This is a genomic window from Psychrobacillus sp. FSL H8-0483, assembly GCF_038637725.1.
Classification (GTDB): Bacteria; Bacillota; Bacilli; order Bacillales_A; family Planococcaceae; genus Psychrobacillus.
On record NZ_CP152052.1, the window covers coordinates 1,118,021 to 1,140,490 of the forward strand.

At 34.2% G+C, this 22,470-nt stretch carries 19 protein-coding genes; 14 read left to right on the forward strand and 5 right to left on the reverse strand.

Annotated features, from left to right (window positions below; all coding sequences use genetic code 11):
* The first annotated feature begins 501 nt into the window (after positions 1–501).
* The 4 genes from MHB48_RS05100 to MHB48_RS05115 all read left to right on the forward strand — a co-directional run bounded on the left by MHB48_RS05100 (position 502) and on the right by MHB48_RS05115 (position 7,227).
* A complete protein-coding gene (locus MHB48_RS05100) occupies positions 502–3,579 on the forward strand; it encodes an efflux RND transporter permease subunit (RefSeq protein ID WP_342600468.1) in 3,078 nt (1,025 codons plus the stop codon).
* Between the two features lie 61 nt (positions 3,580–3,640).
* Positions 3,641–4,729: an SDR family oxidoreductase gene (locus MHB48_RS05105; RefSeq protein WP_342600469.1), complete on the forward strand. Its 1,089-nt coding sequence runs from the start codon at positions 3,641–3,643 to the stop codon at positions 4,727–4,729.
* A gap of 218 nt (positions 4,730–4,947) precedes the next feature.
* On the forward strand, positions 4,948–5,715 hold the full coding sequence (locus MHB48_RS05110; protein ID WP_342600470.1) for a TerC family protein: 768 nt from the start codon (positions 4,948–4,950) through the stop codon (positions 5,713–5,715).
* Between the two features lie 159 nt (positions 5,716–5,874).
* Positions 5,875–7,227, forward strand: coding sequence for a TrkH family potassium uptake protein (locus MHB48_RS05115; RefSeq protein ID WP_342600471.1), 1,353 nt, complete (start codon positions 5,875–5,877; stop codon positions 7,225–7,227).
* 1,112 nt (positions 7,228–8,339) lie between these two features.
* On the opposite strand, the gene MHB48_RS05120 is transcribed toward MHB48_RS05115, so the two are convergent.
* Positions 8,340–10,079 (reverse strand): B12-binding domain-containing radical SAM protein, encoded by a 1,740-nt coding sequence (locus MHB48_RS05120; protein WP_342600472.1) that lies wholly within the window; start codon positions 10,077–10,079, stop codon positions 8,340–8,342.
* 196 nt (positions 10,080–10,275) lie between these two features.
* Between MHB48_RS05120 and MHB48_RS05125 the strand changes: the two genes are divergently transcribed.
* Both MHB48_RS05125 and MHB48_RS05130 read left to right on the forward strand, forming a co-directional pair.
* Entirely contained in the window at positions 10,276–11,331 is a 1,056-nt protein-coding gene (locus MHB48_RS05125; protein ID WP_342600473.1) for an ATP-binding protein, read from the forward strand.
* 73 nt (positions 11,332–11,404) lie between these two features.
* On the forward strand, positions 11,405–11,851 hold the full coding sequence (locus tag MHB48_RS05130) for a MarR family transcriptional regulator (protein ID WP_342600474.1): 447 nt from the start codon (positions 11,405–11,407) through the stop codon (positions 11,849–11,851).
* A gap of 166 nt (positions 11,852–12,017) precedes the next feature.
* Here the strand turns inward: MHB48_RS05130 and MHB48_RS05135 are convergent, their stop codons facing one another.
* From MHB48_RS05135 to MHB48_RS05145, 3 genes are all read right to left on the reverse strand, one after another.
* The gene (locus MHB48_RS05135; protein ID WP_342600475.1) at positions 12,018–12,608 is read right to left on the reverse strand and encodes a hypothetical protein; all 591 of its coding nucleotides are present in this window, start codon (positions 12,606–12,608) and stop codon (positions 12,018–12,020) included.
* Between the two features lie 48 nt (positions 12,609–12,656).
* Positions 12,657–13,268, reverse strand: a complete 612-nt coding sequence (locus MHB48_RS05140) for a CPBP family intramembrane glutamic endopeptidase (RefSeq protein WP_342600476.1) — start codon at positions 13,266–13,268, stop codon at positions 12,657–12,659.
* 155 nt (positions 13,269–13,423) lie between these two features.
* Positions 13,424–13,612 (reverse strand): DUF2187 family protein, encoded by a 189-nt coding sequence (locus MHB48_RS05145; RefSeq protein WP_340918573.1) that lies wholly within the window; start codon positions 13,610–13,612, stop codon positions 13,424–13,426.
* 126 nt (positions 13,613–13,738) lie between these two features.
* Between MHB48_RS05145 and MHB48_RS05150 the strand changes: the two genes are divergently transcribed.
* The 7 genes from MHB48_RS05150 to MHB48_RS05180 all read left to right on the forward strand — a co-directional run bounded on the left by MHB48_RS05150 (position 13,739) and on the right by MHB48_RS05180 (position 19,531).
* On the forward strand, positions 13,739–13,927 hold the full coding sequence (locus MHB48_RS05150; RefSeq protein WP_342601442.1) for a hypothetical protein: 189 nt from the start codon (positions 13,739–13,741) through the stop codon (positions 13,925–13,927).
* Positions 13,928–14,021: 94 nt separating this feature from the next.
* Positions 14,022–14,198, forward strand: coding sequence for an aspartyl-phosphate phosphatase Spo0E family protein (locus MHB48_RS05155; RefSeq protein WP_340918575.1), 177 nt, complete (start codon positions 14,022–14,024; stop codon positions 14,196–14,198).
* A 21-nt stretch (positions 14,199–14,219) separates the two neighbouring features.
* A complete protein-coding gene (locus MHB48_RS05160) occupies positions 14,220–15,158 on the forward strand; it encodes a MoxR family ATPase (RefSeq protein WP_342600477.1) in 939 nt (312 codons plus the stop codon).
* A complete protein-coding gene (locus tag MHB48_RS05165; protein WP_342600478.1) occupies positions 15,155–16,333 on the forward strand; it encodes a DUF58 domain-containing protein in 1,179 nt (392 codons plus the stop codon). Before MHB48_RS05160 ends, MHB48_RS05165 begins: the two co-directional genes overlap by 4 nt.
* On the forward strand, positions 16,305–17,549 hold the full coding sequence (locus MHB48_RS05170) for a hypothetical protein (protein ID WP_342600479.1): 1,245 nt from the start codon (positions 16,305–16,307) through the stop codon (positions 17,547–17,549). Before MHB48_RS05165 ends, MHB48_RS05170 begins: the two co-directional genes overlap by 29 nt.
* Positions 17,550–17,690: 141 nt before the next feature.
* Positions 17,691–18,560, forward strand: a complete 870-nt coding sequence (locus MHB48_RS05175; protein ID WP_342600480.1) for an NAD(P)-dependent oxidoreductase — start codon at positions 17,691–17,693, stop codon at positions 18,558–18,560.
* Positions 18,561–18,628: 68 nt separating this feature from the next.
* Positions 18,629–19,531 carry a chemotaxis protein gene (locus MHB48_RS05180; protein ID WP_342600481.1) on the forward strand — a complete coding sequence of 301 codons (903 nt, stop codon included), beginning with the start codon at positions 18,629–18,631 and terminating at the stop codon, positions 19,529–19,531.
* 121 nt (positions 19,532–19,652) lie between these two features.
* Here MHB48_RS05180 and MHB48_RS05185 read toward each other — a convergent pair whose 3' ends face one another.
* The gene (locus MHB48_RS05185) at positions 19,653–20,120 is read right to left on the reverse strand and encodes a YkyB family protein (RefSeq protein WP_342601300.1); all 468 of its coding nucleotides are present in this window, start codon (positions 20,118–20,120) and stop codon (positions 19,653–19,655) included.
* Between the two features lie 202 nt (positions 20,121–20,322).
* Here MHB48_RS05185 and MHB48_RS05190 point away from each other — a divergent pair, with 202 nt between their 5' ends.
* A complete protein-coding gene (locus MHB48_RS05190) occupies positions 20,323–22,365 on the forward strand; it encodes an EAL domain-containing protein (protein WP_342600482.1) in 2,043 nt (680 codons plus the stop codon).
* The last annotated feature ends 105 nt before the right edge of the window (positions 22,366–22,470 follow it).

A 22,470-nucleotide genomic window follows, 5' to 3' on the forward strand; every position in this document is an offset into this window, starting at 1 on the left:
GAGTATATGACCAAAAAATAGTTAGCATCTATTGTATAGAGGAGCACTAGTGCTCCTGAAATTGCATCTTCGGGTGCTTCCTTTATGAGTTGGAAAGCATCTTTTCACTCATTATCCAAAAAGATCTTAACCTTTTTCGTACTGTTGAAGGAGGGCGACGGACGGACAAACGCCATAAGATTACCGAGAAAAGAGATGCTGGTCGTGACGTCAGTCACGACCAGCATCTCTTAAAAATCAATAGGTAATGATATAGCAATAAGTCGTCCAAAGACCTCCGAAAACGATGCAAAACAGGTTTTGTACTTAGATTGCGCTTGCGCTTTTCTAAAGTGAGGGCAAGTTCAAAACGGAGAAACTCCCGAAATGATAGAATCACCTCTTAAATAGTAATATACCTATAAAAAACCAATTTTCTCACTGCTTTCGAAATTATAAATTTGAACTCTTGCTTTCTAGGGCATATGATAGAAATAGCAAATAAGAAGGTGGTCCCTAAAGATGAAAATAAGTGATTTTTCCATAAAAAGGCCGGTCTTTACAACCGTTATAATGTTTTTAGTTATCATTTTGGGCGGAGTGTCTTTTTTTAAAATTCCTATCACTTTAATTCCCGATTTAAATCCCCCAATTGCCGTAGTGGTAACGAATTATCCAGGGGCAAGTCCTGTAGAAGTAGATGAAAAAATTACAAAGCCTTTGGAATCATCTTTAAGCACACTACAAGGAATTAAAAATATAAGTAGTACTTCTCAAGAAGGTGCTAATTTCATTCTCCTAGAGTTTGATTGGTCAACAGATATGGATAATATTCAGTTAGATGTTATGCAAAGAATTGACAACGTCCCAATTCCTACTGGAGCAGACAAGCCTAGATATTTAAAGTTTGACCCGGCACAATTTCCAGTCATTCAGTTATCACTTAGATCAGCAGATACTGAAACGGATATTCGTTTGATTGCAGAGCAATTAGAAAAAGAATTAATAGGCACTGAAGGTGTTGCCAGTGTAAATATTTCTGGATCCCTCGTGGAAGAAGTACAAATTTTATTGGATCAAGAAAAGTTACAAAGCAAAGGACTTACACAAAATGATATTGTTCAATTGATCCAAGCTAATAATATTTCACTTCCAGGGGATCCAATTGAAACAGAAGATAAAAAATCTTTAACTACTCGTATTATAAGTACTTTAACGTCTATAGATGACATTAAAAACTTAGTCGTTTCTGTAAATCCACTTGATGGGAAAAAGGTAACTATTGCGGATGTTGCAACTGTTCAACTGACCGAACAAGAGAGAAATTCGGAAACAAGAGCAAATGAAGAACCTGCCGTATTATTATCTGTTTTTCAAGAATCAAGTGCGAATACTGCCAGTGTGTCCTCGGCCTTTGAAGAAGCTTTAAACAAGCAATTAGAAAAAGATTCGTTTAAAGGTGTTACAGCAGATATTTTGTTCGACCAAGGTGACTATGTCAAACTTGCGATTAATAATATTGGTTCAACACTTATCTCAGGTGGTTTATTGGCAATGGTTGTACTATTTGTTTTCTTAAGAGGAATCAGAAGTCCAATTATTATTGGTGTTGCAATACCTTATTCTGTTATTGTGACGTTTGTTTTAATGTATTTTGCAGGTTTTTCATTAAATATTATGACACTAGGTGCTCTTGCACTGGGAATTGGAATGCTTGTAGATAACTCTATTGTGGTTATTGAAAACATTGAGCGTCATTTAAGTTTAGGGAAAAATCCAAAAGAAGCAACTTTTACGGGGACTAAAGAAGTGATTGGTGCTATTACGGCTTCCACATTAACAACCATTGCGGTTTTTGTACCTGTCGTATTTCTTTCGGGTTTGATTGGTCAAATTTTTACGGAATTTGCTTTAACTATTTCATTTAGTTTAATTGCTTCATTAGTTGTAGCAATTACTGTAATCCCGATGATGGCAAGTAGAATGCTCAAAAAGCCAAAAGGAAACGTCGAAGCGAAGAGACGCAGATCCAAAACTTATAATAATTTTGAACGATCTGTAAAATGGTCGCTAAACCATCGTACAATCATCCTTTCGTTAACGGTAGTATTGCTTTTTGTTTCTGTATTTGGATTGTTTCGGGTGGGTACTGAATTTTTACCAGCAACCGATGAAGGATTTGTCTCCATTTCAGTGAAGCTTGAAAATGGCTCTTCTTTTACTGCAACGGACGAGGTCGTAAATAAAATTGAAGCGCTATTACAAAAAGAAAAAGATGTTGAAGTATACGTCAGCTTTGTAGGTGGGAGTCAAGAGGGTCAGTCGCGGGGTACTTCCAGGTCAAATGTTGCAGAAATATCCGTTAAGCTAAAACCTTTAGCAGAACGGAACCGCTCTATATTCTCATTTGTCGATGAAGTGCAACCAAAAGTAGTGGATGTCGTTGGAGAAAATGTCGATATTAACTTTAATTTACAAAATGCTTCTGGCTCTTCTCCAAATGTAGTTTCTTTCACCGTTTCTTCTGTGGATAAACAAGCATTAACTACTGCAGTGGAAGATTTACAAAGTGACTTGGAGAAGTTAGATGGGGTAGTAAAAGTAAATAATGACTTAATTTCTACAGTAGAAGAAGTACAAATGACTGTAAAACGTGATGCAGCTACAGAATATGGATTAGCTCCGTTTCAAATAGCACAAACGGTGAACAACGTCACTAGAGGTGTGTTTGCATCACAAATTATTTCTGAAAACAATGAAGTATATGGTGTGTACGTTAAATATGACGAGGCTTATCGCAATAGTGTAGAAAAGTTAAAGCAATTGAAACTTCGTACACCCTCTGGACAGTTTATAGAACTGCAAGACGTTGCAAATATAGAAATTGCGAAAGGCCCAGTAGCGATTAGAAGTATAAATCAAGCGAGTGCAGTAGCTTTTTCTATTAAATACGAATCTAAATACTCACTAGGTGAAATGTCTGATTTAATAGATGAGACCATTCAAAATCAAGGTTTAAAAGAAAATGTTGCTATTTCATTTGGTGGAGATCGTGAACTGTTGGATAATGCTAAAAATGATATGATTTTAGCAGTTTTATTAGCTGTAGTTTTAGTATATATTGTAATGGCTGCACAATTTGAGTCGTTTAAATATCCTTTCGTTATTATGTTTACAGTACCTCTTATCGTTATTGGTATATTTATCGGTTTATTTACAACAAGTACACCAATTAGTATTTCCGCAGTTATTGGTATATTGATATTAGTTGGGATAGTCGTAAATAACGGTATTGTATTAGTTGATTATATTAACCAACGTAAAGCAGAGGGAATAAATTCGTATGATGCAATTACTTCTGCGGTTAGAGACCGTGTACGACCAATACTAATGACTGCCCTTACTACTATTCTTGGATTAGTTCCATTAGCTCTGGGGATTGGAGAAGGGACTGAAATTAATCAACCAATGGCTCTTACAGTAATCGGTGGATTAATCAGTTCTACTTTCTTAACTTTATATGTAGTGCCAGTGATATATAGTTTTTTCGATAAAGAAACAAGAAGAAAAAGGTCATCTAAACATTCTGAAAATATTTAGTGGAAGGGTCTTCAATTGAAGACCCTTTTTCATTATACTTTTTATAAAGGGGTGGACTTAAATGTCAATAGCACTAATATCTGGATTTCCAGGGTTTCTAGCAAAAAATATTATAAAAGAACTTCGCCAGCAAATGGTATTATCTTCCGTTTATGTAATCGTTCTCCCGTATCAATTAGATAGAGCAAAAGAAATGATTCAAGAAATTTATGAAGATGGATTGGAGGACCAGCGTATTGTGATTGTAGAAGGGGATATTACAAAAACTAACGCTGGTATTGAAAAGGAGTTACTTATTCAACTACAAAGCGAAGTAGAATATATTTGGCATCTTGCTGCCATTTATGATCTGGCAGTTCCTAAAGATATTGCTTGGAAAGTTAATGTCCAAGGCACAGAGAATTTTAATGAACTAGTTGTTCAGTTCCCTCGTATTAAGAGATATATTTATTTCAGTACTGCTTATGTTGCAGGGAAAAGAGAAGGAAAGTTATTAGAAACAGAGCTAGTGAAACCAACTGGATTTAAAAATCATTATGAAGCGACAAAATATGAAGCGGAAGTTCTTGTGGAAAAACTGAAAGAAAAAATACCAGTTACCATTATTCGACCGGGAATAGTAAGAGGTCATTCTGAAACAGGTGTAACCATTAAATTTGATGGTCCATATTTCTTTATTAATATGATTACAAATTTAAGGAGACTTCCTTTTCTACCTTACTTAGGAAAGTCCAGTGCTTTTATTAATGTGGTGCCTAGTGATTATATAACAAAAGCATCTATTTATTGTAGCTTTAGTGAAGATGCAATTGGTCAAACCGTCCATTTAACAGATCCTAAACCATATCCTGTGGAAGAAGTGTATCGCACGTTTGTGAAAGAAATTACTGGGAAATATCCAAAAGGAAGAATTCCCTTATCTCTTGCGAAGGCTTCTGTTGCTATTTATCCTGTTCGGAAAATGCTACAAGTTGAAAAAGAAACATTGGACTATTTAACATGGAATTCTTCTTTTGATACAACTGTGGCGGAAAGTATCTTATCCAAAGGGAATATAACCTGTCCAGATTTTATTGAATCGGTTCCTGCAATGATTAGTTTTTATAATTTGCATAGAAAAGACCAAGCTTTTCATATTCGGATTAAATAGTTTTTATTTACAAATGAGTTAGTTGTGTTATAATAAATAACATAATTAAATAGACTTTTGACTTTCGTCAAAGGGGAGTAGCTATAGGGAAACCTATTTCATAGTCGTCATTACATGGCTTTAGCCATCGGTTATGATAGCAATTATTATATTTGCTTAGCAAGACCTTTGCCTTTTTAAAGGCAGGGGTCTTTTTATATGCAAAAAGGAGGATAACAATGGATATAGCAATTTTATTAGAGTATGGTTGGGTTCTACTTGTACTAGTCGGACTAGAGGGATTACTTGCAGCTGACAATGCAGTCGTTATGGCTGTAATGGTGAAACATTTACCGAAAGTACAACAGAAAAAAGCGTTATTTTACGGACTATTAGGTGCGTTCGTATTTAGATTTTTAGCGTTATTCATGATTACATTCTTGGTGAATATTTGGCAGGTTCAAGCGATAGGAGCAGCTTACTTACTATTTATTTCGATTAAACATATTTATGATCAACGGAAGAAACCAGATTCGCATATGGAGGATGAAGAAAAGGAATCAAAAGGATCAGGTTTTTGGTTTACTGTTTTAAAAGTAGAGCTTGCAGATATTGCTTTTGCAATCGACTCAATGCTTGCTGCAGTTGCTATCGCAGTTACGTTACCACATTTAGGTAACTTTGAAATTGGTGGTATTAACGGTGGGCAATTTACAGTTATGTTCCTAGGCGGGGTTATGGGTCTTATCATTATGCGATTCGCTGCACATAAATTTGTTCAATTGCTAGAGAGATATCCAACACTTGAAACTGCAGCTTTTTTAATCGTAGGTTGGGTAGGGGTTAAACTAACGGTATTAACACTTTCCCATCCGGGTGTAGGAATATTGGATGAGGACTTTCCGCATTCGACACCATGGACGATTACATTCTGGGTTGTGCTACTTTCAATTGCGCTTGGTGGTTACTTACTAGGTGTTGTGAAGAATAAGAATCATAGTGCTTAATTAACTAGATAATCTGAGGTGATACATTCCAATTTGGGATTTGTTGTCAACCTACGCTATAATGAGTATGAAAAGATAGTTTCTTTCGACTATCTTTTTATACTTTTTTTTTTACAATATGTAAATAGGCTTTAAGCTTTACTGAAAGGAAATAGTCAAATGAAACAAACTAAACTAAGAGCCAAATTAAAATTTACTCCAGCTCAAGTGATTGTCATTTATTACTTTATAGCAATTGCTGTCTCTGTTCTTCTCCTGAGCCTTCCAGGTGTTCATAAACCTGGTGTAAAAGTAGATTTTATAGATAGCTTATTTACAGCGGTTAGTGCAGTTAGTGTTACTGGATTAACTGCCATAAATATTTCAGAGACATACAGTGTATTTGGATACGTCATGATAATACTTATTTTGCAACTAGGCGGAATCGGCATTATGTCTTTAGGAACCTTTATTTGGCTAATATCTGGAAAGAAAATTGGTTTGCGTGAGAGACAGTTAATTATGGTCGACCATAATCAATCTAGCTTATCGGGAGTTGTACACTTAATCCGAGAAATTGTGAAGATTCTAATATTTATACAAATTCTTGGTGGAGTGCTTTTAACCATGTATTTTACTCAGTATTATGATTCACTTAAAGAAGCCTTTATTCATGGGATATTTACTTCTGTGTCTGCTACAACAAATGCAGGGTTTGATATTACAGGCGAATCACTAGTCCCTTATCATCATGATTATTTCATTCAAATCATAACAAGTATATTAATTGTTTTTGGAGCGATTGGTTTCCCTGTATTAATAGAAGTTAAAGAGTTTCTTTCTAATAAAAACAAAAATTTTCGTTTCTCTTTATTTACAAAGCTAACAACTATTACGTATGGAATACTTTTGGTGTTTGGAACCATAATGATCTACTTGCTAGAAATGTTTAACTCCTTTAAAGGTATGCCTTGGCATGAAAAGTTTTTTACTGCCTTTTTTCACTCCGTTTCGACTCGTTCCGCGGGTTTAACGACATTTGATGTGACACTTTTCAACGAGGGTACAAATTTATTTATGAGTGCACTTATGTTCATTGGTGCTTCACCGAGTTCAGTTGGTGGGGGGATCAGAACAACAACCTTTGCAATCGCAATACTGTTTTTAATTAATTTCTCGAGAGGTAAAGATAATATTCAAATATTTAATCGTGAAATTCAGCTAGTTGATGTGTTTCGTGCATTTGCCGTTATTATCTTAGCCCTTACAATGGTGTTGGTAGCAACGATTTTAATGTCCATTACCGAGCCAGATATTCCTATTACAACCTTAATATTTGAAATCACATCTGCTTTCGGTACCTGTGGAATGTCATTAGGAATTACGGAAGATCTGTCGAATACTGGTAAAATAACTATAATGATCCTCATGTTCATCGGACGAGTAGGCTTAATTTCTTTCTTGTTTACATTAGGAGGAAAGAGTAATAAAACAAAATATCGCTATCCAAAAGAACGTGTCATCATTGGTTAAAAAGTATCTAAAATATAAAAAACGAGCAATTCGTTCTATTAAAGACGAGATGCTCGTTTTTTTTAAAAGAATAAGAAAGTATATAATTTTCCGTTCCAGGCGGACGCTTTCCGCGGGGTGAGCGATGAGCCATCACCGTAGCTCACGCGTCCGTTGTGATGTCTCATCTGTCTCACTCATCCCGCTGGAGTCGCCGCCTTCCACTACAATCAAGTAAATGTTTTCAAATCAATCATAAAAGAAAGGACAACTAAAAGATAGGAAGGATATAGTTTTTGAGTGCATAAAGTCACTGGTACTTTGAACGATAGTAAAATGCAGAGGATTGAATACAAGGTAAGGTAGAGGAGATGGACCTGGTAGCTAGCAAGAATCTTTAAGACGAGCATTTCTGCTAATTTACTTCTACTGGTAAAAGAGTATATGGCCCAAAAATAGTTAGCATCTATTACATAAAGGAGCACTAGAGCAACCGAAATTGCATCTTCGGGTGCTTCCTTTATGAGTTGGAAAGCATCTTTTCACTCATTATCCAAAAAACTTAACCTTATTCGTACTGTTGAAGGAGGGCGACGGAGAGACAAACGCCATAAGATTACCCAGAAAAGAGAGGCTGGTCGTGACGTCAGTCACGACCAGCCTCTCTTAAAAATCAATCGGTAATGATATAGCAATAAGTCTATCCAAAGACCTCCGAAAACGATACAAAACAGGTTTTGTACTTAGAGGGCGCTTGCGCTTTTCTTAAGAATTACTCTCTGATTTCTCATACTTGTAAGGAGAGCATATGACTTAAAAATAGTTAGCATCCTCTTTTAGAACTGCAAAAAAGCTCCCAAAATTGCATCTTCGGGAGCCTTCAACTTGAAAAAGAAAGAATCTATTCTCTTATTAATCCAAACATCACTAACCTGTTGCCAGTTTTTTTGAGTGCTGTGGAAGGAAGAAATTCACAAAATTACTGAAAAAGGAGAGGAGGATCGTAACGTTAGTCACGATCCTCCTCTCCTAAAAATCGCGCGGTAATGTTGTAGCTAAAGTCCATTTCAAAGCAATCCGTAAACGTCTGCCAAAAGGTTTAGCAATTAGTGGCAGCATGCGCATATCTTAGATTATTTCGTTTGGATAAAAGAAAAATGAGGGGATGCACTTTTACCAAATGTAGTTAGAAGGTATCCTTCTCTTTCTTTAATAATTCCTTGCTTATAAGAATCAACACAAATAGAGATTGGAGTGACAAATGTTTGCTTAAATAGCTCTCGTTCATTTAAACCTAATAACACAAATTCTTCACCAGCAATAGAAGGATTCTCTAATATTTGCTTGTATAATGTAGATTGTTCTTCTTTATTTATGTCATTTTCCCACCAAGGTTTACGAGGTTGGAACTTTTGTTTAGATAAATAATCGAGTTTCATGACACTTTGGATGGTTGGTACAGAAATACTATCTAGTCCGTCTAAGAATGCAAATAATCGTGTATATAGATCTTCTAATTGATGGCCAATTTTCGACCAGTTTTTCTCTTCCCAGAACGTCCCAAATTGTTGGAAAAAGTCAAATGGTGTATCAAACACATGAGCAAATAAATATTCCAGTGTATGGTCCATTCGGTGTGCATTCCAATACTTTTCTAATACATCCTCTACCTGTTTAATGCGCAAAATATCAGTAAATGTTAACACATTATTAGAGAAAATTTCGTAAGGAGCTTGATCTACATAGACGTAACCATATTTCTCTGCTTCTACTCGGAGACCTGTACCACGAAGTAACTTTAAAAATCCTAGTTGCAATTCCTCGGGACGCATTTCAAATACTTCATTAAAAGTTCTCGTAAACGAGTCGTAATCTTCTTCAGGAAGACCTGCAATTAAGTCTAGATGCTGATCAATTTTGCCGCCACTTTTAACCATTGTTACCGTGCGTTTTAGCTTATCGAAGTTTTGTCTTCGTTTTACGAGCTCATTCGTCAAATCATTTGTGGACTGAACGCCGATTTCAAAGCGGAAAAGTCCAGCTGGAGCGTTATCATTTAAAAATTGTATTACTTCAGGTCTCATAATGTCAGCTGTAATCTCAAATTGAAATACAACTCCTGGTATATGTTCATCCATCAGAAATTGAAACATTTCCATTGCGTAGCTTCTACTGATGTTAAATGTTCTATCAACGAATTTAATTGTTTTGGCACCATTCGCCATTAAATAGCGAATATCGTCTTTTACTTTATCTCGATTAAAATATCTTACGCCAACTTCAATAGAGGACAAGCAAAATTGACACGAAAACGGGCAACCACGACTTGTTTCAATGTATGCAATTCGTTTAGAGAGATTGGGAAGATCTTCTTCAAAGCGATAGGAGGAAGGGGAATCTCTTAAATCTAACTTTGGTGGTAGCGGATTAAGCATAAATTTGTCGTCATGCACATAAGCTACTCCAGGTACATCTTTTAAAGTTTGTTTTTCATGTAGATAGTTTAGCAATTCTTTAAAAGAATGTTCTCCTTCACCAACGACAATATAATCAATTTCTTTCACTTGTCGTAGCCATACGTTTGTATCGTATGAGACTTCAGGCCCGCCTAAAACGACCGTAATGGATGGGTCTACTGTTTTTAACATCTTGATCACTTTTATCGTCTCTTCAATGTTCCAAATATAGCAACTAAATCCAACTATATCAGGCTTTTTTTGATATAAATCAGCAACTATATTGAATGTTGGATCTTTAATGGTGTATTCAACTATAAGGGGGGAATATTCAGGTTCTGCATAAGCCTTTAAGCAACGAAGCGCTAAATTAGTGTGAATGAACTTTGCATTCAAGGTTGTTAATATAATGTTCATGTTCTTAAACTCCTTTTTTTCGTATAACTATTGTAACAATGAAACGCATAGACGACAATATAGGTAAAAAGAATCATTTCAATATCGTAATTAATATGAAATAATCAGAATAAATAAAATATTGAATGATTTTGTTGAAATGATTGTTGAAATTCATTTATTCATGAAACTCCTGTTGAGAGGTTTGGTGATATAGTTGTTAGCTGAGTATAAGTACAAGCAAAAATTTGAACATGTCTTTCAGCTTTTTTCGTGTGGGCTAATTTTAATAAATGAAAAAGGAACAATATTAGAAGCTAATTCACATATCGAAAAAATTTTCCAAATAAGCAGAGATGAACTCCTCACGATGAATGCTTTACAGCTTTTTGAAATATTTTTAGCAACAGAAGAAAACAAAAAAGTATTAATGGAAGAATTATTTCAAAATGGATATGCAGAGCTATTTAGTGAGGTTCGAACATTTATAGGTGAATATAAGTATATCCATTTGATTGTTTCCAAACAAAATGACACAAACATTTATTTAACGGAAATATATGATGAATCGGAAAAAATGAATATGAAAAGACGTCTCGACCATACTGAATCCCTTAGCGCTCTTGGACAACTCGCTGCAAGTATTGCCCATGAAATACGTAATCCAATAACTTCCCTAAAAGGGTTTACCCAATTATTATTAAAAACAGCAACAGAAGATAGTAAACGATACTTAAACGTTATTGATGATGAAATTCAAAGAATGGAAGAAATTCTGACTGAGTTTTTACAAATTTCCAAGCCAGTTAATACAGAGTATACTTATTTTGAAGTGCAATGGTTAATGAAGGAAGTAGTAAATTTTATGGCACCACAAGCGTTAATGCAAGGAATTGATATCGTTATACTATTAGAAATTAATAATGGAAGTAAAATATTTGGAAATCGAAATTTATTGAAACAAGTATTTATCAATTCAATAAAAAATGCTATTGAATCGATGCCGGATGGTGGGAAAATTCGCATTAATATCAAATGTGTTGATAATAATTATATAAATGTTGAAATACACGATCAAGGCCAAGGAATTGCAGGTAATGACTTAGACAAAATCTTTGATCCATTCTTCACTACAAAAAATACTGGGACTGGCCTAGGATTGTCTCATGTGTCCAAGGTTATAGAGGCACATGGGGGCACTATTGAAGTAAGTAGCACAGTAGGAAAAGGAACAACATTTAAATTTATCCTTCCACTACACATCGGTTCCTAATCCTATTTTGACAATATAATAGGAAGACCTATATAATAATGTTTAATGTATTATATAGGTGAGGATGAAGAGAATGACAATTGAACAATCGAACAGTGCCTTAAAATTATTTATTGTACTGTCACGCGCTCATAAAGTAATTCATGAATGTACGAATCATTTTATTCAGAAAAATGGCATAAATCCAACGGAATTTGCAGTGCTAGAGCTCTTATATCATAAAGGTAAACAGCCCCTCCAACAGATTGGTAACAAAATTTTGCTGGCGAGTGGCTCTATTACTTATGTAGTAGATAAATTAGAGGGGCGTGGATATATTAGCCGCATCTCAAGTGCCACCGATCGACGTGTAACATATGCAGAAATCACTAACGAAGGAAGCAAGTTTATGGACGAGCTCTTTCCTCGTCACGAGGAACAATTAGTGGAATTAATGAATGCTTTATCAGAGGAAGAAAAAGAACAAGTAATTGCACTCTTGAAGAAGCTAGGTTTATCGATTAAAAATTTATCGTATTAAAATAAGAGTCTGTTAAACAGTTTATTGGTAGAATCCGCTTGCTTTCTACGGGAGAACCGACAAGCCTCCTCGGCTGCGCGGATTCTCCCGCAAATGATATGCTAAAAACTACACTAAAATATTTCACAAAATAAAAACTTCGAGCCTTCATGAAGGCCCGAAGTTTTTATTTTACTTTAATTGTTTCTGCCATTTTTACAAAGGTTTCAAGTGCTGGAGATTCATTTGTATCAAAAACAGTAAGCTTAACTATTAACCCTTCTCGTACAAATGTATAACCAGTAACTTTTCCACTAGATGTATCTATTTGAAATGCTTTAGCATCCTCAATAGATTCATTTGTTGGAATAAGCTTTTGATCTGTAATTTCGACTACAGTCCCGCTATCATTTGATGCTTGCAAGGTATCAACTAGATTTTGTGTGACGTCTTTTAGAGTTCCATTGTTTGGGTCAAATGTTTCAATTCGCATGGATTGCAAGTCATTTTCTTGATTGAATATCAAATCTTTGTTTGGCTCTTCACTAGTTAGTTCAAAATTATCTACTACAGTGATAGAGTAGTTTTGATTTTCACTTTCTACAGTTGTTCCTAAAAGTTCTTTTTCAGGATTAGTAGGACTAACCGTTTCTTCGCTGTTCTTAGTTTCTGTTGTAGGTGCTGGCTGGTCCGTTTTTTCACTCTCCGTAGTTGTTCCACAAGCTGCAAGTACGATAGAAAGTGAAATAATAGAAATTAGAGAATGTACTTTTTTCAATATCATTCAACTCCTTTTTTAAATAGACGAGATGGATTCCAAAATGTTTCAACGAAGTGGAAGTACTAAAAATAATAGTACTAATAGCGTAATATGGGATAATATGATAAGAGGCATACTTTTTTTCCATTCATATAAAATGCCGAAAATAATACCCGTCATGAACGCAGCAAAAATACCTAACGGAAAACCACTAAAGACGAATGAAAAACCATATAGTACAGAACTTAAAATAATGGAAAACACTGGGGAGAGCCATCTTTTCAACTGATGTTGAATATAACCTCTCCAAAATAATTCTTCTCCAGGAGCAATGATAAGTAAAAGTAAAAGGTATTGCCATATGGCAACAGGTCCAAACTTACTTAAAAAGGCTGTCACACTCTTTGTGGACATAAATGGGGTAATATCAATAGCTTTATAACCTAAAACAAATAAAGCATATGTGATCGCTCCAAAAGCCAGCCCAAGTATGACATAATGAGTTGTTCTTAAGCTATCTTCTATTTTAGCGTAATAGAAAGCCAATGACATGAGAAATAATACGGTAAATGTGTAGAAATACCAAAATACTTTGTCATTTGAAAATGTTAGCCAATTAAAAGCATAGGCTAAACAAAGTGAAAGTATTAATCCGATTATTGGTATTTGACGAAACATAAAAAGCACATCCTTACTAGATTCAGAAAAAATAAAACGTCCTATGAGTTGGGGGTGGGAAAGTCTACTTCAAAGAGCTTTAGGCGGGAGAGAAGTAAAAGGTGTAATTACCAGTTAAAAAACCGTTCATCTAAAGGAGAGGAACGGCATGACGTTTAATCTTCGTTACTATATAATATCTTATAACGCTTATGATTGATTACCGTCTTTTCTTCTATTTCAAGCTCGTTAAAGTTCTCCATATAGGTTAAATCAACTATTACAGAGTTTTCATTAACCTTTTCAACAATACCTTGAAGTCCATCCTTAAATTCAATAATATTACCGACTTCAGCAATTTTCATAGATTGTCCCATCCCCTTTTAGAACATAATATTAATAGTTTGCCCTAAAAAAAGCTGTACGTAAAGTATTTTAATCAAAAGTTTGGAAACTATACATCATTTGATAAATAGAAAGGAGCAGCTTGAGTGGATTTATTTGAAGATAAATTAAATATGCTCCAAAATGGAGAAATTAAAACGTTGGAAATTTCCAAAAATGATTTTTTGTTGTTTCGAGAAGTATTGGTCAAAAGAGAGGATTTTAAACACTTCTCTGGAAATGCATTGCAGGGTGGCCAAATAGTATATACCTATTTAAGCAAAGCGAGAAGCTGATTTGTCGTCAATTGTCGATATATTCTATGTTTAAACGCTGAAGACAAAAGGTAAGCTGAGAGGAATATACATTTTGTAAAAGGGGCGATTCTTTATGTTAGAATCTTTTTTAAATAAATTAGAGTATACTAGAGAAAAAATGATTCAATCCGCAATTGAAAAAGGTGTGACAAATAGAGAAACTATTCAGCTTAGTGAGGAATTGGATCATTTATTAAATGAATTTCAATCACAAGTAAAACAGCATAGCAAATTGGATAAAGCTGAGTAGTTTTCAAAGGGAGAATTATACATGCTCAATATATCACTACTTCAAGATGAATTGAACAAGGCTATTGTCGGTAGGGAAAAAGAAATTAACTTTATGCTCATGGGATTATTAGTACAGGGGCATGTTCTGTTAGAAAGTGTGCCAGGCTCAGGAAAAACAATGATGGCTAAATCGTTTGCAGATGCAATTCAAGGAGAATTTAAAAGACTCCAATTTACTCCTGATGTATTACCTTCTGATGTCACGGGCATAAGTTTTTTCCATCCACAAAAACAATCATTTATCCTTCGAGTTGGTCCTGTGATGAGTAATATTTTACTTGCGGATGAAATTAATCGAGCTACTCCACGTACTCAATCTAGTTTGTTAGAGGCAATGGAAGAAAAACAAGTGACGATAGATGGGGAAACGATTAAGCTACTATCACCCTTTATGGTTATTGCAACACAAAATCCAGTGGAATCTCAGCAAGGAACGTTTCCTCTCCCAGCTGCACAATTAGATCGGTTTTTATTTAAACTAACAATTGATTACCCGACATTGGAAGAGGAAAGAATTATTTTACAAAAGTTCGGTCGAGCTCCTGGAGAAATTAAAACGAAAAAAATCGTTTCATTGGAACAAGTGGAAGCATGGTCAAAGGAAGTGAAAGAAGTAGTCGTTCATGAGGATATTTTAACGTACATTATACAAATTGTGCACAAGACAAGGAGCCATCCATACATAGAGCTTGGATTGAGTAGTCGTGCATCTCTAGCATTACTACAAGCTGCAAAAGCAAGTGCATTTATTAATGGAAGAATGTATGTTACACCTGACGATGTAAAAAATGTAATAGAACCTGTATGTCTTCACCGTATGAAACTTTCTTCACAAGGAATGCTCATTCATAATTTAGCAGAAATAATGAGAGAGCTAGTTTGTGAGATTGAAGTTCCAGTTGAGGCTAATGTTCGATGAATTGGACTCGTCAAGATCTAGGTATGAAGAATACGAGAATATATGTAGATCTTCTTGTATTCACATGTATTTTTAGTCTTTTCTTTAAACAATATCTCTTGTTATCTGTTCTTTCTTTTTTACTAATTATTGCTCTCTTGCAAGTGTACTATTATAAAAAAGTAGGAAAAAAGTTAGAACTGATAAATGAAAAAAAGAGAGTTCGTTTAATTAAAGATTCCACGTCTCACATTGTACTAACTTTCCAAAATAAAGGATTGCCCATTTGGAATGCAACTCTCTTAATATCATTTCAATCTGCTATAGCACCTAATGGAATTTCAAATACAACAAATGCTGGTTTTCATGAGGTAAAAGTTCCTTTCTCTATTGGCTATAAAAAGAGTGTAAAAGTAAAAATCCCAATAAAAGGTATTCGAAGAGGTCTTGCTAGGATAAAACAAATCGAGGTTCAAATCCCACATCCTTTAACGGAGGGATCGGTATGGTTGGACTTTAAGCCGTTTATATTAATGGATGCGATTGTGTTCCCACAGATGTATACCATTGACGAAGAGTTTACTCCATCTAAATTGAAGCAAGGTCATTTAGAATTAACTTCTTCCTTATATGATGATCCTTTTTTTCCTATTGGAACAAGAGAGTATGAACCAGGAGATCAATTTCACCATATTCATTGGAAGGCTAGTGCGAAAATGCAACAGCTTCAAACCAAGGTATTTACAAAAGTAGCAAACGTCTCCGTATTATTTCTTGTAAATGTTGTGGAGAAGTATAGAGTAGTTGAAGATTTTGAAGAAAAAATTGAGTGGCTCGCCTCTCATATAGATGCCTGTTATAAAGAAGACATCCCCTTCTCTTTTGCAATAAATATACGTGCATATGGAAAAATCCCTTTTGTTTATTTACCAATAGGAAGTGGAGATACGCATCGCATTCAAGCATTAGAGCTTCTATCTTTATTGTCAATTAGTGATTTTTTCGTTCCATTTGAAAGGATCATTACTTACATAGAAACCCATGAGGAGCTCCCTGTTGCGGTTTATGTTATGACACATGAGTTAGAACAGTTTTTGCCTTTACTAACTCATTGGGAGCGTCGGACAAATGTTTTGTACCGAACGGATGTAAGTAAAGGGGGAAATTATGATACTTCACTCTACCCACCAGATTAATATTCAAGTCCAGTCGTTTGGAAAATATTTGCAAGATATTTGGATTCTTGCTTTGATTTTTGTATTGTTTCAAAATGGAACAACTAATGCACTCCCGTTCATCTGGATTGGACTACAATTCGTTATTGCGATTGCAGCCCAGCTAATCTTCCATAAAACAGGACCAAATATCTTAGTACCATTTATTCTCCCTTCTTTTATCCTGTTATTCCTGTTCTTTATTGGATCTCCTTTTTGGTTATTTGGGTTAAGTGTTATTTTTTCAATTTGGCGCATTCAAGCTAGATTTAACACAATGCAAAATGAGCAAGGAAATGATAGTTTATTTACGCTATTATTTTTTGCTACATTTTTGGTGGTACATTGTATTAATTTTTTCCTGGGATATGAAGGGTATCAATCTATTCTTTATACAGTGTTTGTAACTGGAATCGCTTTATTTGTAGGGATACGATTATTCTCTGTTTGGATAAATACGGACAAGCACAATTCCTTTACATTTGGCAAAGTATTAGGTATCTATCTTATTAGTTTAGTAAGCGTAGCAAGTTTCACTGTTTTTATTTATTTCATTGCTCCAGTTGTTCGTAAAATGATGGATGTTTTCTTTGTAGTCATAATGCGTGTAGTAGTCATACCTTTTGGACCTTTACTAGAATATCTAGAGAATTTAATGAATAGCTTGGAAATTAGAGAACTAAAAGAAGATACACGAATACCAGTTGGAGAACAAGTTAAAATAAAGCCGAATAAAATTGTTTCGGAAGAAACTTTTTTAAACTTTCCAGTGGAATGGATAGTTTTTGGGTTAACTACTATTGTCATTCTATTTTTTGTACGCTATTTGTTGAAAAATAAACCAGAGAAATTAGAAGTAGAACGGATTAATTTTCAAAATGAAACAAATCAAATGATCAATTCGGAAGAGAATCAACAAAGTCAACAAAGCTCATTATATAAAGTAGAAGCTTCCCTATTAAGAGAAAAGTATTTGCAATTTGAATTAGAAGCGCAGCGATTTAAATTGGATAGAAATAAAAGCGAAACTGTTAGAGAATGGTTTAAAAGAATGGACTGGCTAGTAGAGGATAAATTTTTTTATATATACGAGGAAGTTAGGTATGGGGGACAATTAATAGAAAATACAAAAGCTGATATGTTTATAAAAAACCTAGAGGAAATAAAAAAATATTATTTTGTTGAAAAAAATGTTTAAAAAAAAGATAGCCGGGCATAATAATAAAGAACACAGCAACATTCTCATTTCCCCCTTTTTAAAGGACCATCCAAATGCTACATGGATGGTCCTCTTTTTTGGTACACTATATATATTCACAATGTAAATGGAGGGTTTCAAATGACAGAGCATTTAAAAATTGGTTTTATTGGTACGGGTGTTATGGGGAAAAGTTTAGTAAAGCATTTATTGAAAGCAGGTCATGAAGTCGTTATTTATACAAGAACGAAAGAGAAAGCCGAGGAATTAATAACAATAGGTGCATCTTGGGTAGAGCATGCAAGTGATGTAGCTGAAAATGTACATATTATTTTTACAATGGTAGGTTATCCGCATGATGTAGAAGAGATCTATTTTGGAATAAACGGTATTTTTTCTGTGGAAAACAAAGGTCTAGTTGTAATTGATATGACTACGTCTACTCCAACTCTTGCAAAAAAAATCAATATAACAGCAAAAGAGAAAGGAATGCTCTCATTAGATGCCCCAGTTTCCGGTGGAGATATCGGTGCGCAATTAGGTAAACTTTCCATTATGTGTGGAGGAGATAAAGAAACATTTGAACAAGTGCTGCCTGTATTAAATCTTTTTGGCGAAACAATTTTATATCAAGGTGCTGCTGGAGCAGGTCAACATACGAAAATGTGCAATCAAATTACGATTGCTACAGGGATGATTGGGGTTTGTGAAGCACTTGCCTATGGGAAAAAGGCTGGACTAGACTTAGAACATGTCCTACGGTCTATCTCAACTGGAGCAGCTGGATCATGGTCTTTAAGTAATTTAGGACCTCGAATGATTACCGAAAATTACGAACCTGGATTTTATATTAAACATTTTGTAAAAGATATGAAAATAGCCCTAGAAGAAGCTGAAAACATGAATTTACAATTACCAGGATTGCAACTGGCAAAATCTATGTACGATGAGTTAATAGCAAAAGGTTACGAAAATAATGGAACCCAGACTTTAATAAAAACATACGAATGACATAGTAATTATTTACTGCTATATGATACAATCGGATTATTCTAGTTGTTAAGGAAAGGGCGATTTATGTGAGTGACCATAAAGGAATATTACTGGAAAGTGGAACAAATGAGTTAGAAATAGTGGAATTTCAAGTAGGATCTAATAACTTTGGAATTAATGTTATTAAAGTAAAAGAAATCATTCAACCAATTGCTGTCACATATATTCCACATGCACATCCACATGTAGAAGGTATCGTTCAACTCCGTGGGGAAGTATTACCAGTTGTTAATATGAGTAAAGTTCTAGGACTTCCAGCTATCAATAGTGAGCAAGAAAAATATATAGTTGCAGAATTTAATAAACAACGAGTAGTTTTCCATGTTGACAATGTTACGCAGATTCATCGGATTTCTTGGAACCAAATAGAAAAGCCCTCCAATATTTATCAAGGTGGAACTTCTCATGTAATAGGTGTTATTAAACGAGATGATGTAATGATCCTCTTACTAGATTTTGAGAAAATTATTGTAGATATTAACCCGGAGTCGGGTATAAATGTAGATTCTGTCAAAAAACTAGGTCATCGAGAGCGTTCCAATAAGAAAATAGTCGTTGCCGAAGATTCTCCACTTCTGCGAAAGCTATTACATGATACATTAAACGAAGCAGGCTACGTTAATCTGGAATTTTTCGAAAATGGAAAGGACACTCTTAACTATTTAGAACAATTAGAAAAAGTGTCACCAGATATTTCGGAACATGTTCAAATAGTGGTGACAGACATTGAAATGCCTCAAATGGATGGACATGCTTTAACGAGAAATATAAAAGAAAATAGCCACTTATCTAAACTTCCAGTACTTATTTTTAGTAGTTTAATAACGGATGATCTTCGTCATAAAGGCGATCAAGTGGGAGCGGAAGATCAAATTAGCAAACCTGAAATTGCAGAACTAGTATTAAAAATAGATAAATTTATATTATAAAAAACTAGCGTGAAAAGAATTCTTTTCACGCTAGTTTTTTTCGTTCTCGAATGTTTCTATTTTCTATTCTCATTTAATACCGTAACTGTTGTACCAGTATAAATGAGAGACTAACCATCTATTATCGATCTAAATAGGATTTCATCGTTTGCGGGCGTTTGTTTGTTACTCGCGCAGATTTTTTAGCAAAATGTGTAGTTTGGCTTGAGGACTTTTTGATGATAGGTTGAGGTCCTATATAATCGGTAAGAATTTGTCTCGCAGTTCTTAAATTCATTTTTCTAATGGGGTTCCGATATGTATCATCGAGATGCCCAAGATGTTGTAGTTGTTTAAAGTCCTCTTTTACAGGGATAATATGAAAAAAATAATCTGCACATTGTATTAATACGGAGGATTGCTGTTGACTATTTTTCGGATTGCGAACAAAATGAAGTCCAATTTTTTTAGCTTTGTTTTCTACTATTAGTTTTTGAATTGCTAATTTCTTTAGTTCATAAAGCGGCTTATTGTCGATTGCCGTTTTAGCATGTCTATTTACGGTGTATATTGCAGTAGCTATTAGTTCTTCAACGCTGGTGGCTATGATAAATTCCTCCTACGAAAGCTTTTTATATACTCCATCATACCAATTTTCCAAGTAATTGTGTAAACAAATCAAAAAAATATTGTACAAAAGGATTTTAACCTTTATTATCTAAAGAAAGTGAGAATTGTGTCGATAAAATGAGGTAAAGTATTATTTATAAATTGTATCGTATTCTTCAGTGCGCTACATAATGGAGGACTACATGAACAAATCTACAGATACAAAGCAAGCTATTAGTAATTATTTAGTTGATGTAATCCAAGATAATTTATTTCTACTTACTTGTATTTTGAAGAAAAATAGGAAAAATGAGTTTTCAATTATATATCTAAATAATGCTGCAACAAACTTTTTGGCAAAGATAAATACAGTTTCCCAAGCTTTATCATTAGAAAATATTTGGAATCAGTTGCCTATTCATACAAATTTAGAACAAAAGCAACAGGTGCTATATAATTTCCCATTAAAACTTGAAGATGAGCTATATGTGTTTGATATTTCGATTGTTTTAATAGAAGAAGGATACAATAATGTGTACGGAATTACAATGAATAACAAGACAGAAGAAGAAACTGAAAAACGTGTTTTAACAGAAGTGAAAGAAAAATATCTTTCACTTGTAAACAATAATTTAGATTCTATCTTCTCTATTGATGAAAATGGTATTATTCAGTATTTGAATATGGTGACTTCAAAAGTTTTCGGATATGATCCTGTTAAGCTGGTCAAGAAACCAATCGAAAAATTGATTGAAGAAAATTCCTTAAGAAATTTCCAACTTATGATGAAGCAAACCTTAAGTGGTTATGCTACTGAAATGCAGAATTGTTTAATTCAGCACGATAAAGGTCATTATATTACTACTTACTTAAAAGCGATTCCTATACAAAATAAAGAGATAGTAACTGGTTTTCATTTAATAATTCGGGATACAATGACAGACACGGATGAACAAAACCAATTATTTTATCTTGCTTACCATGATCATTTAACGGGATTATGGAATCGAAGAGCATTAAAAGAGCATTTACGTGATAATTTAATTCAAGCAAATAGCTTACAAAGTGAAATAGCCATTATGCGAATTGACTTAGATAGATTTAAACTTATAAATGAATCACTTGGCTATAGCTATGGAGATGAATTATTAAAGAAAATAGCAGATCGTCTTGGTCTTTATATTGATAAAATGAGTAATTTATATAGACAAAGTGGAGATGAATTTGTTTTTATTTTAAAAGGTAAATCCCGAGAAGAGACGAGCTTGTTTTCCGAAAGTATTTTAATGGAGCTTTCTAAACCCATTTATTTGGACCATCAAGAATACTTTGTTACTGCGTCTGTAGGAATCTCTATGTTCCCTCATGATGGTAATAAAATTGATGAGTTGCTTCTTAAAGCCGACCAAGCTTTATATGTAGCAAAAGACAGAGGACGAGCACATTATCGTTATTTTCAGGAGCAAATGAACTTATCTTTTCCAAACGAAGCATTGATGGAATCTCATTTGCGAAGAGCGATAGAAAAAGAAGAGCTTTCTATTCATTTTCAGCCACAAGTTAATTTAGTGACAGGTGAAATAAACTCTTTTGAAGCCTTACTTCGCTGGAATAATAGAAAGTTTGGTTATGTTTCACCAATGCAATTTATCCCACTTGCGGAACAATCAGGGATGATTATGCAAATTGGTGATTGGGTATTGGAAGAGGTTTGTAAACAGTTAAAATATTGGCAAGAGAAAGGTTATCGTGAAGTTCGTATTGCCGTAAATATTTCACCCCAGCAATTTAAACAAGAAAATTTTGCTGTTAAAATTCGGGATAAAATACGTAAATATAATATAAGTCCTTGCTCATTAGAAGTAGAAATTACCGAGAGTGCAATGACTGATATGCAAGATACGCTTACCATGTTAAAAGAGTTGAAAGACATTGGGATCGTTATTTCTATCGATGATTTTGGAACAGGATATTCTTCTTTAAGCTATTTGAAAAAGTATCCGATTGATATAATTAAAATTGATCAGTCGTTTATTAAAGATATGGAATTGGATGAAAAAAATGCAGCGATTGCAACTACGATTATTCAACTGGCACATAGCTTAGGAATGGAAGTTATTGCAGAAGGTGTAGAAAAAGATAAGCAAGTGGAAATATTAAAGGCTGCAAATTGTCAAAAAGCCCAGGGCTATTATTTTAGTCGTCCAGTACCAATAGACGATATTAACAAATCATATATGAATTGAATCAATTTCATAATTCCATACCTAAATGAAAAGACACGAACAAAACTAAAGGAAACTAAAGAAATTATATTTTACACGCAAAAAGTATAATTGATTTCCGCTATA

Coding starts and splice junctions, on each gene's coding strand:
- MHB48_RS05100 (WP_342600468.1), top strand. CDS start 502: ATGAAAATAAGTGATTTTTCCATAAAAAGGCCGGTCTTTACAACCGTT.
- MHB48_RS05105 (WP_342600469.1), top strand. CDS start 3,641: ATGTCAATAGCACTAATATCTGGATTTCCAGGGTTTCTAGCAAAAAAT.
- MHB48_RS05110 (WP_342600470.1), top strand. CDS start 4,948: ATGGATATAGCAATTTTATTAGAGTATGGTTGGGTTCTACTTGTACTA.
- MHB48_RS05115 (WP_342600471.1), top strand. CDS start 5,875: ATGAAACAAACTAAACTAAGAGCCAAATTAAAATTTACTCCAGCTCAA.
- MHB48_RS05120 (WP_342600472.1), bottom strand. CDS start 10,079: ATGAACATTATATTAACAACCTTGAATGCAAAGTTCATTCACACTAAT.
- MHB48_RS05130 (WP_342600474.1), top strand. CDS start 11,405: ATGACAATTGAACAATCGAACAGTGCCTTAAAATTATTTATTGTACTG.
- MHB48_RS05140 (WP_342600476.1), bottom strand. CDS start 13,268: ATGTTTCGTCAAATACCAATAATCGGATTAATACTTTCACTTTGTTTA.
- MHB48_RS05145 (WP_340918573.1), bottom strand. CDS start 13,612: ATGAAAATTGCTGAAGTCGGTAATATTATTGAATTTAAGGATGGACTT.
- MHB48_RS05155 (WP_340918575.1), top strand. CDS start 14,022: ATGTTAGAATCTTTTTTAAATAAATTAGAGTATACTAGAGAAAAAATG.
- MHB48_RS05160 (WP_342600477.1), top strand. CDS start 14,220: ATGCTCAATATATCACTACTTCAAGATGAATTGAACAAGGCTATTGTC.
- MHB48_RS05165 (WP_342600478.1), top strand. CDS start 15,155: ATGAATTGGACTCGTCAAGATCTAGGTATGAAGAATACGAGAATATAT.
- MHB48_RS05170 (WP_342600479.1), top strand. CDS start 16,305: ATGATACTTCACTCTACCCACCAGATTAATATTCAAGTCCAGTCGTTT.
- MHB48_RS05175 (WP_342600480.1), top strand. CDS start 17,691: ATGACAGAGCATTTAAAAATTGGTTTTATTGGTACGGGTGTTATGGGG.
- MHB48_RS05190 (WP_342600482.1), top strand. CDS start 20,323: ATGAACAAATCTACAGATACAAAGCAAGCTATTAGTAATTATTTAGTT.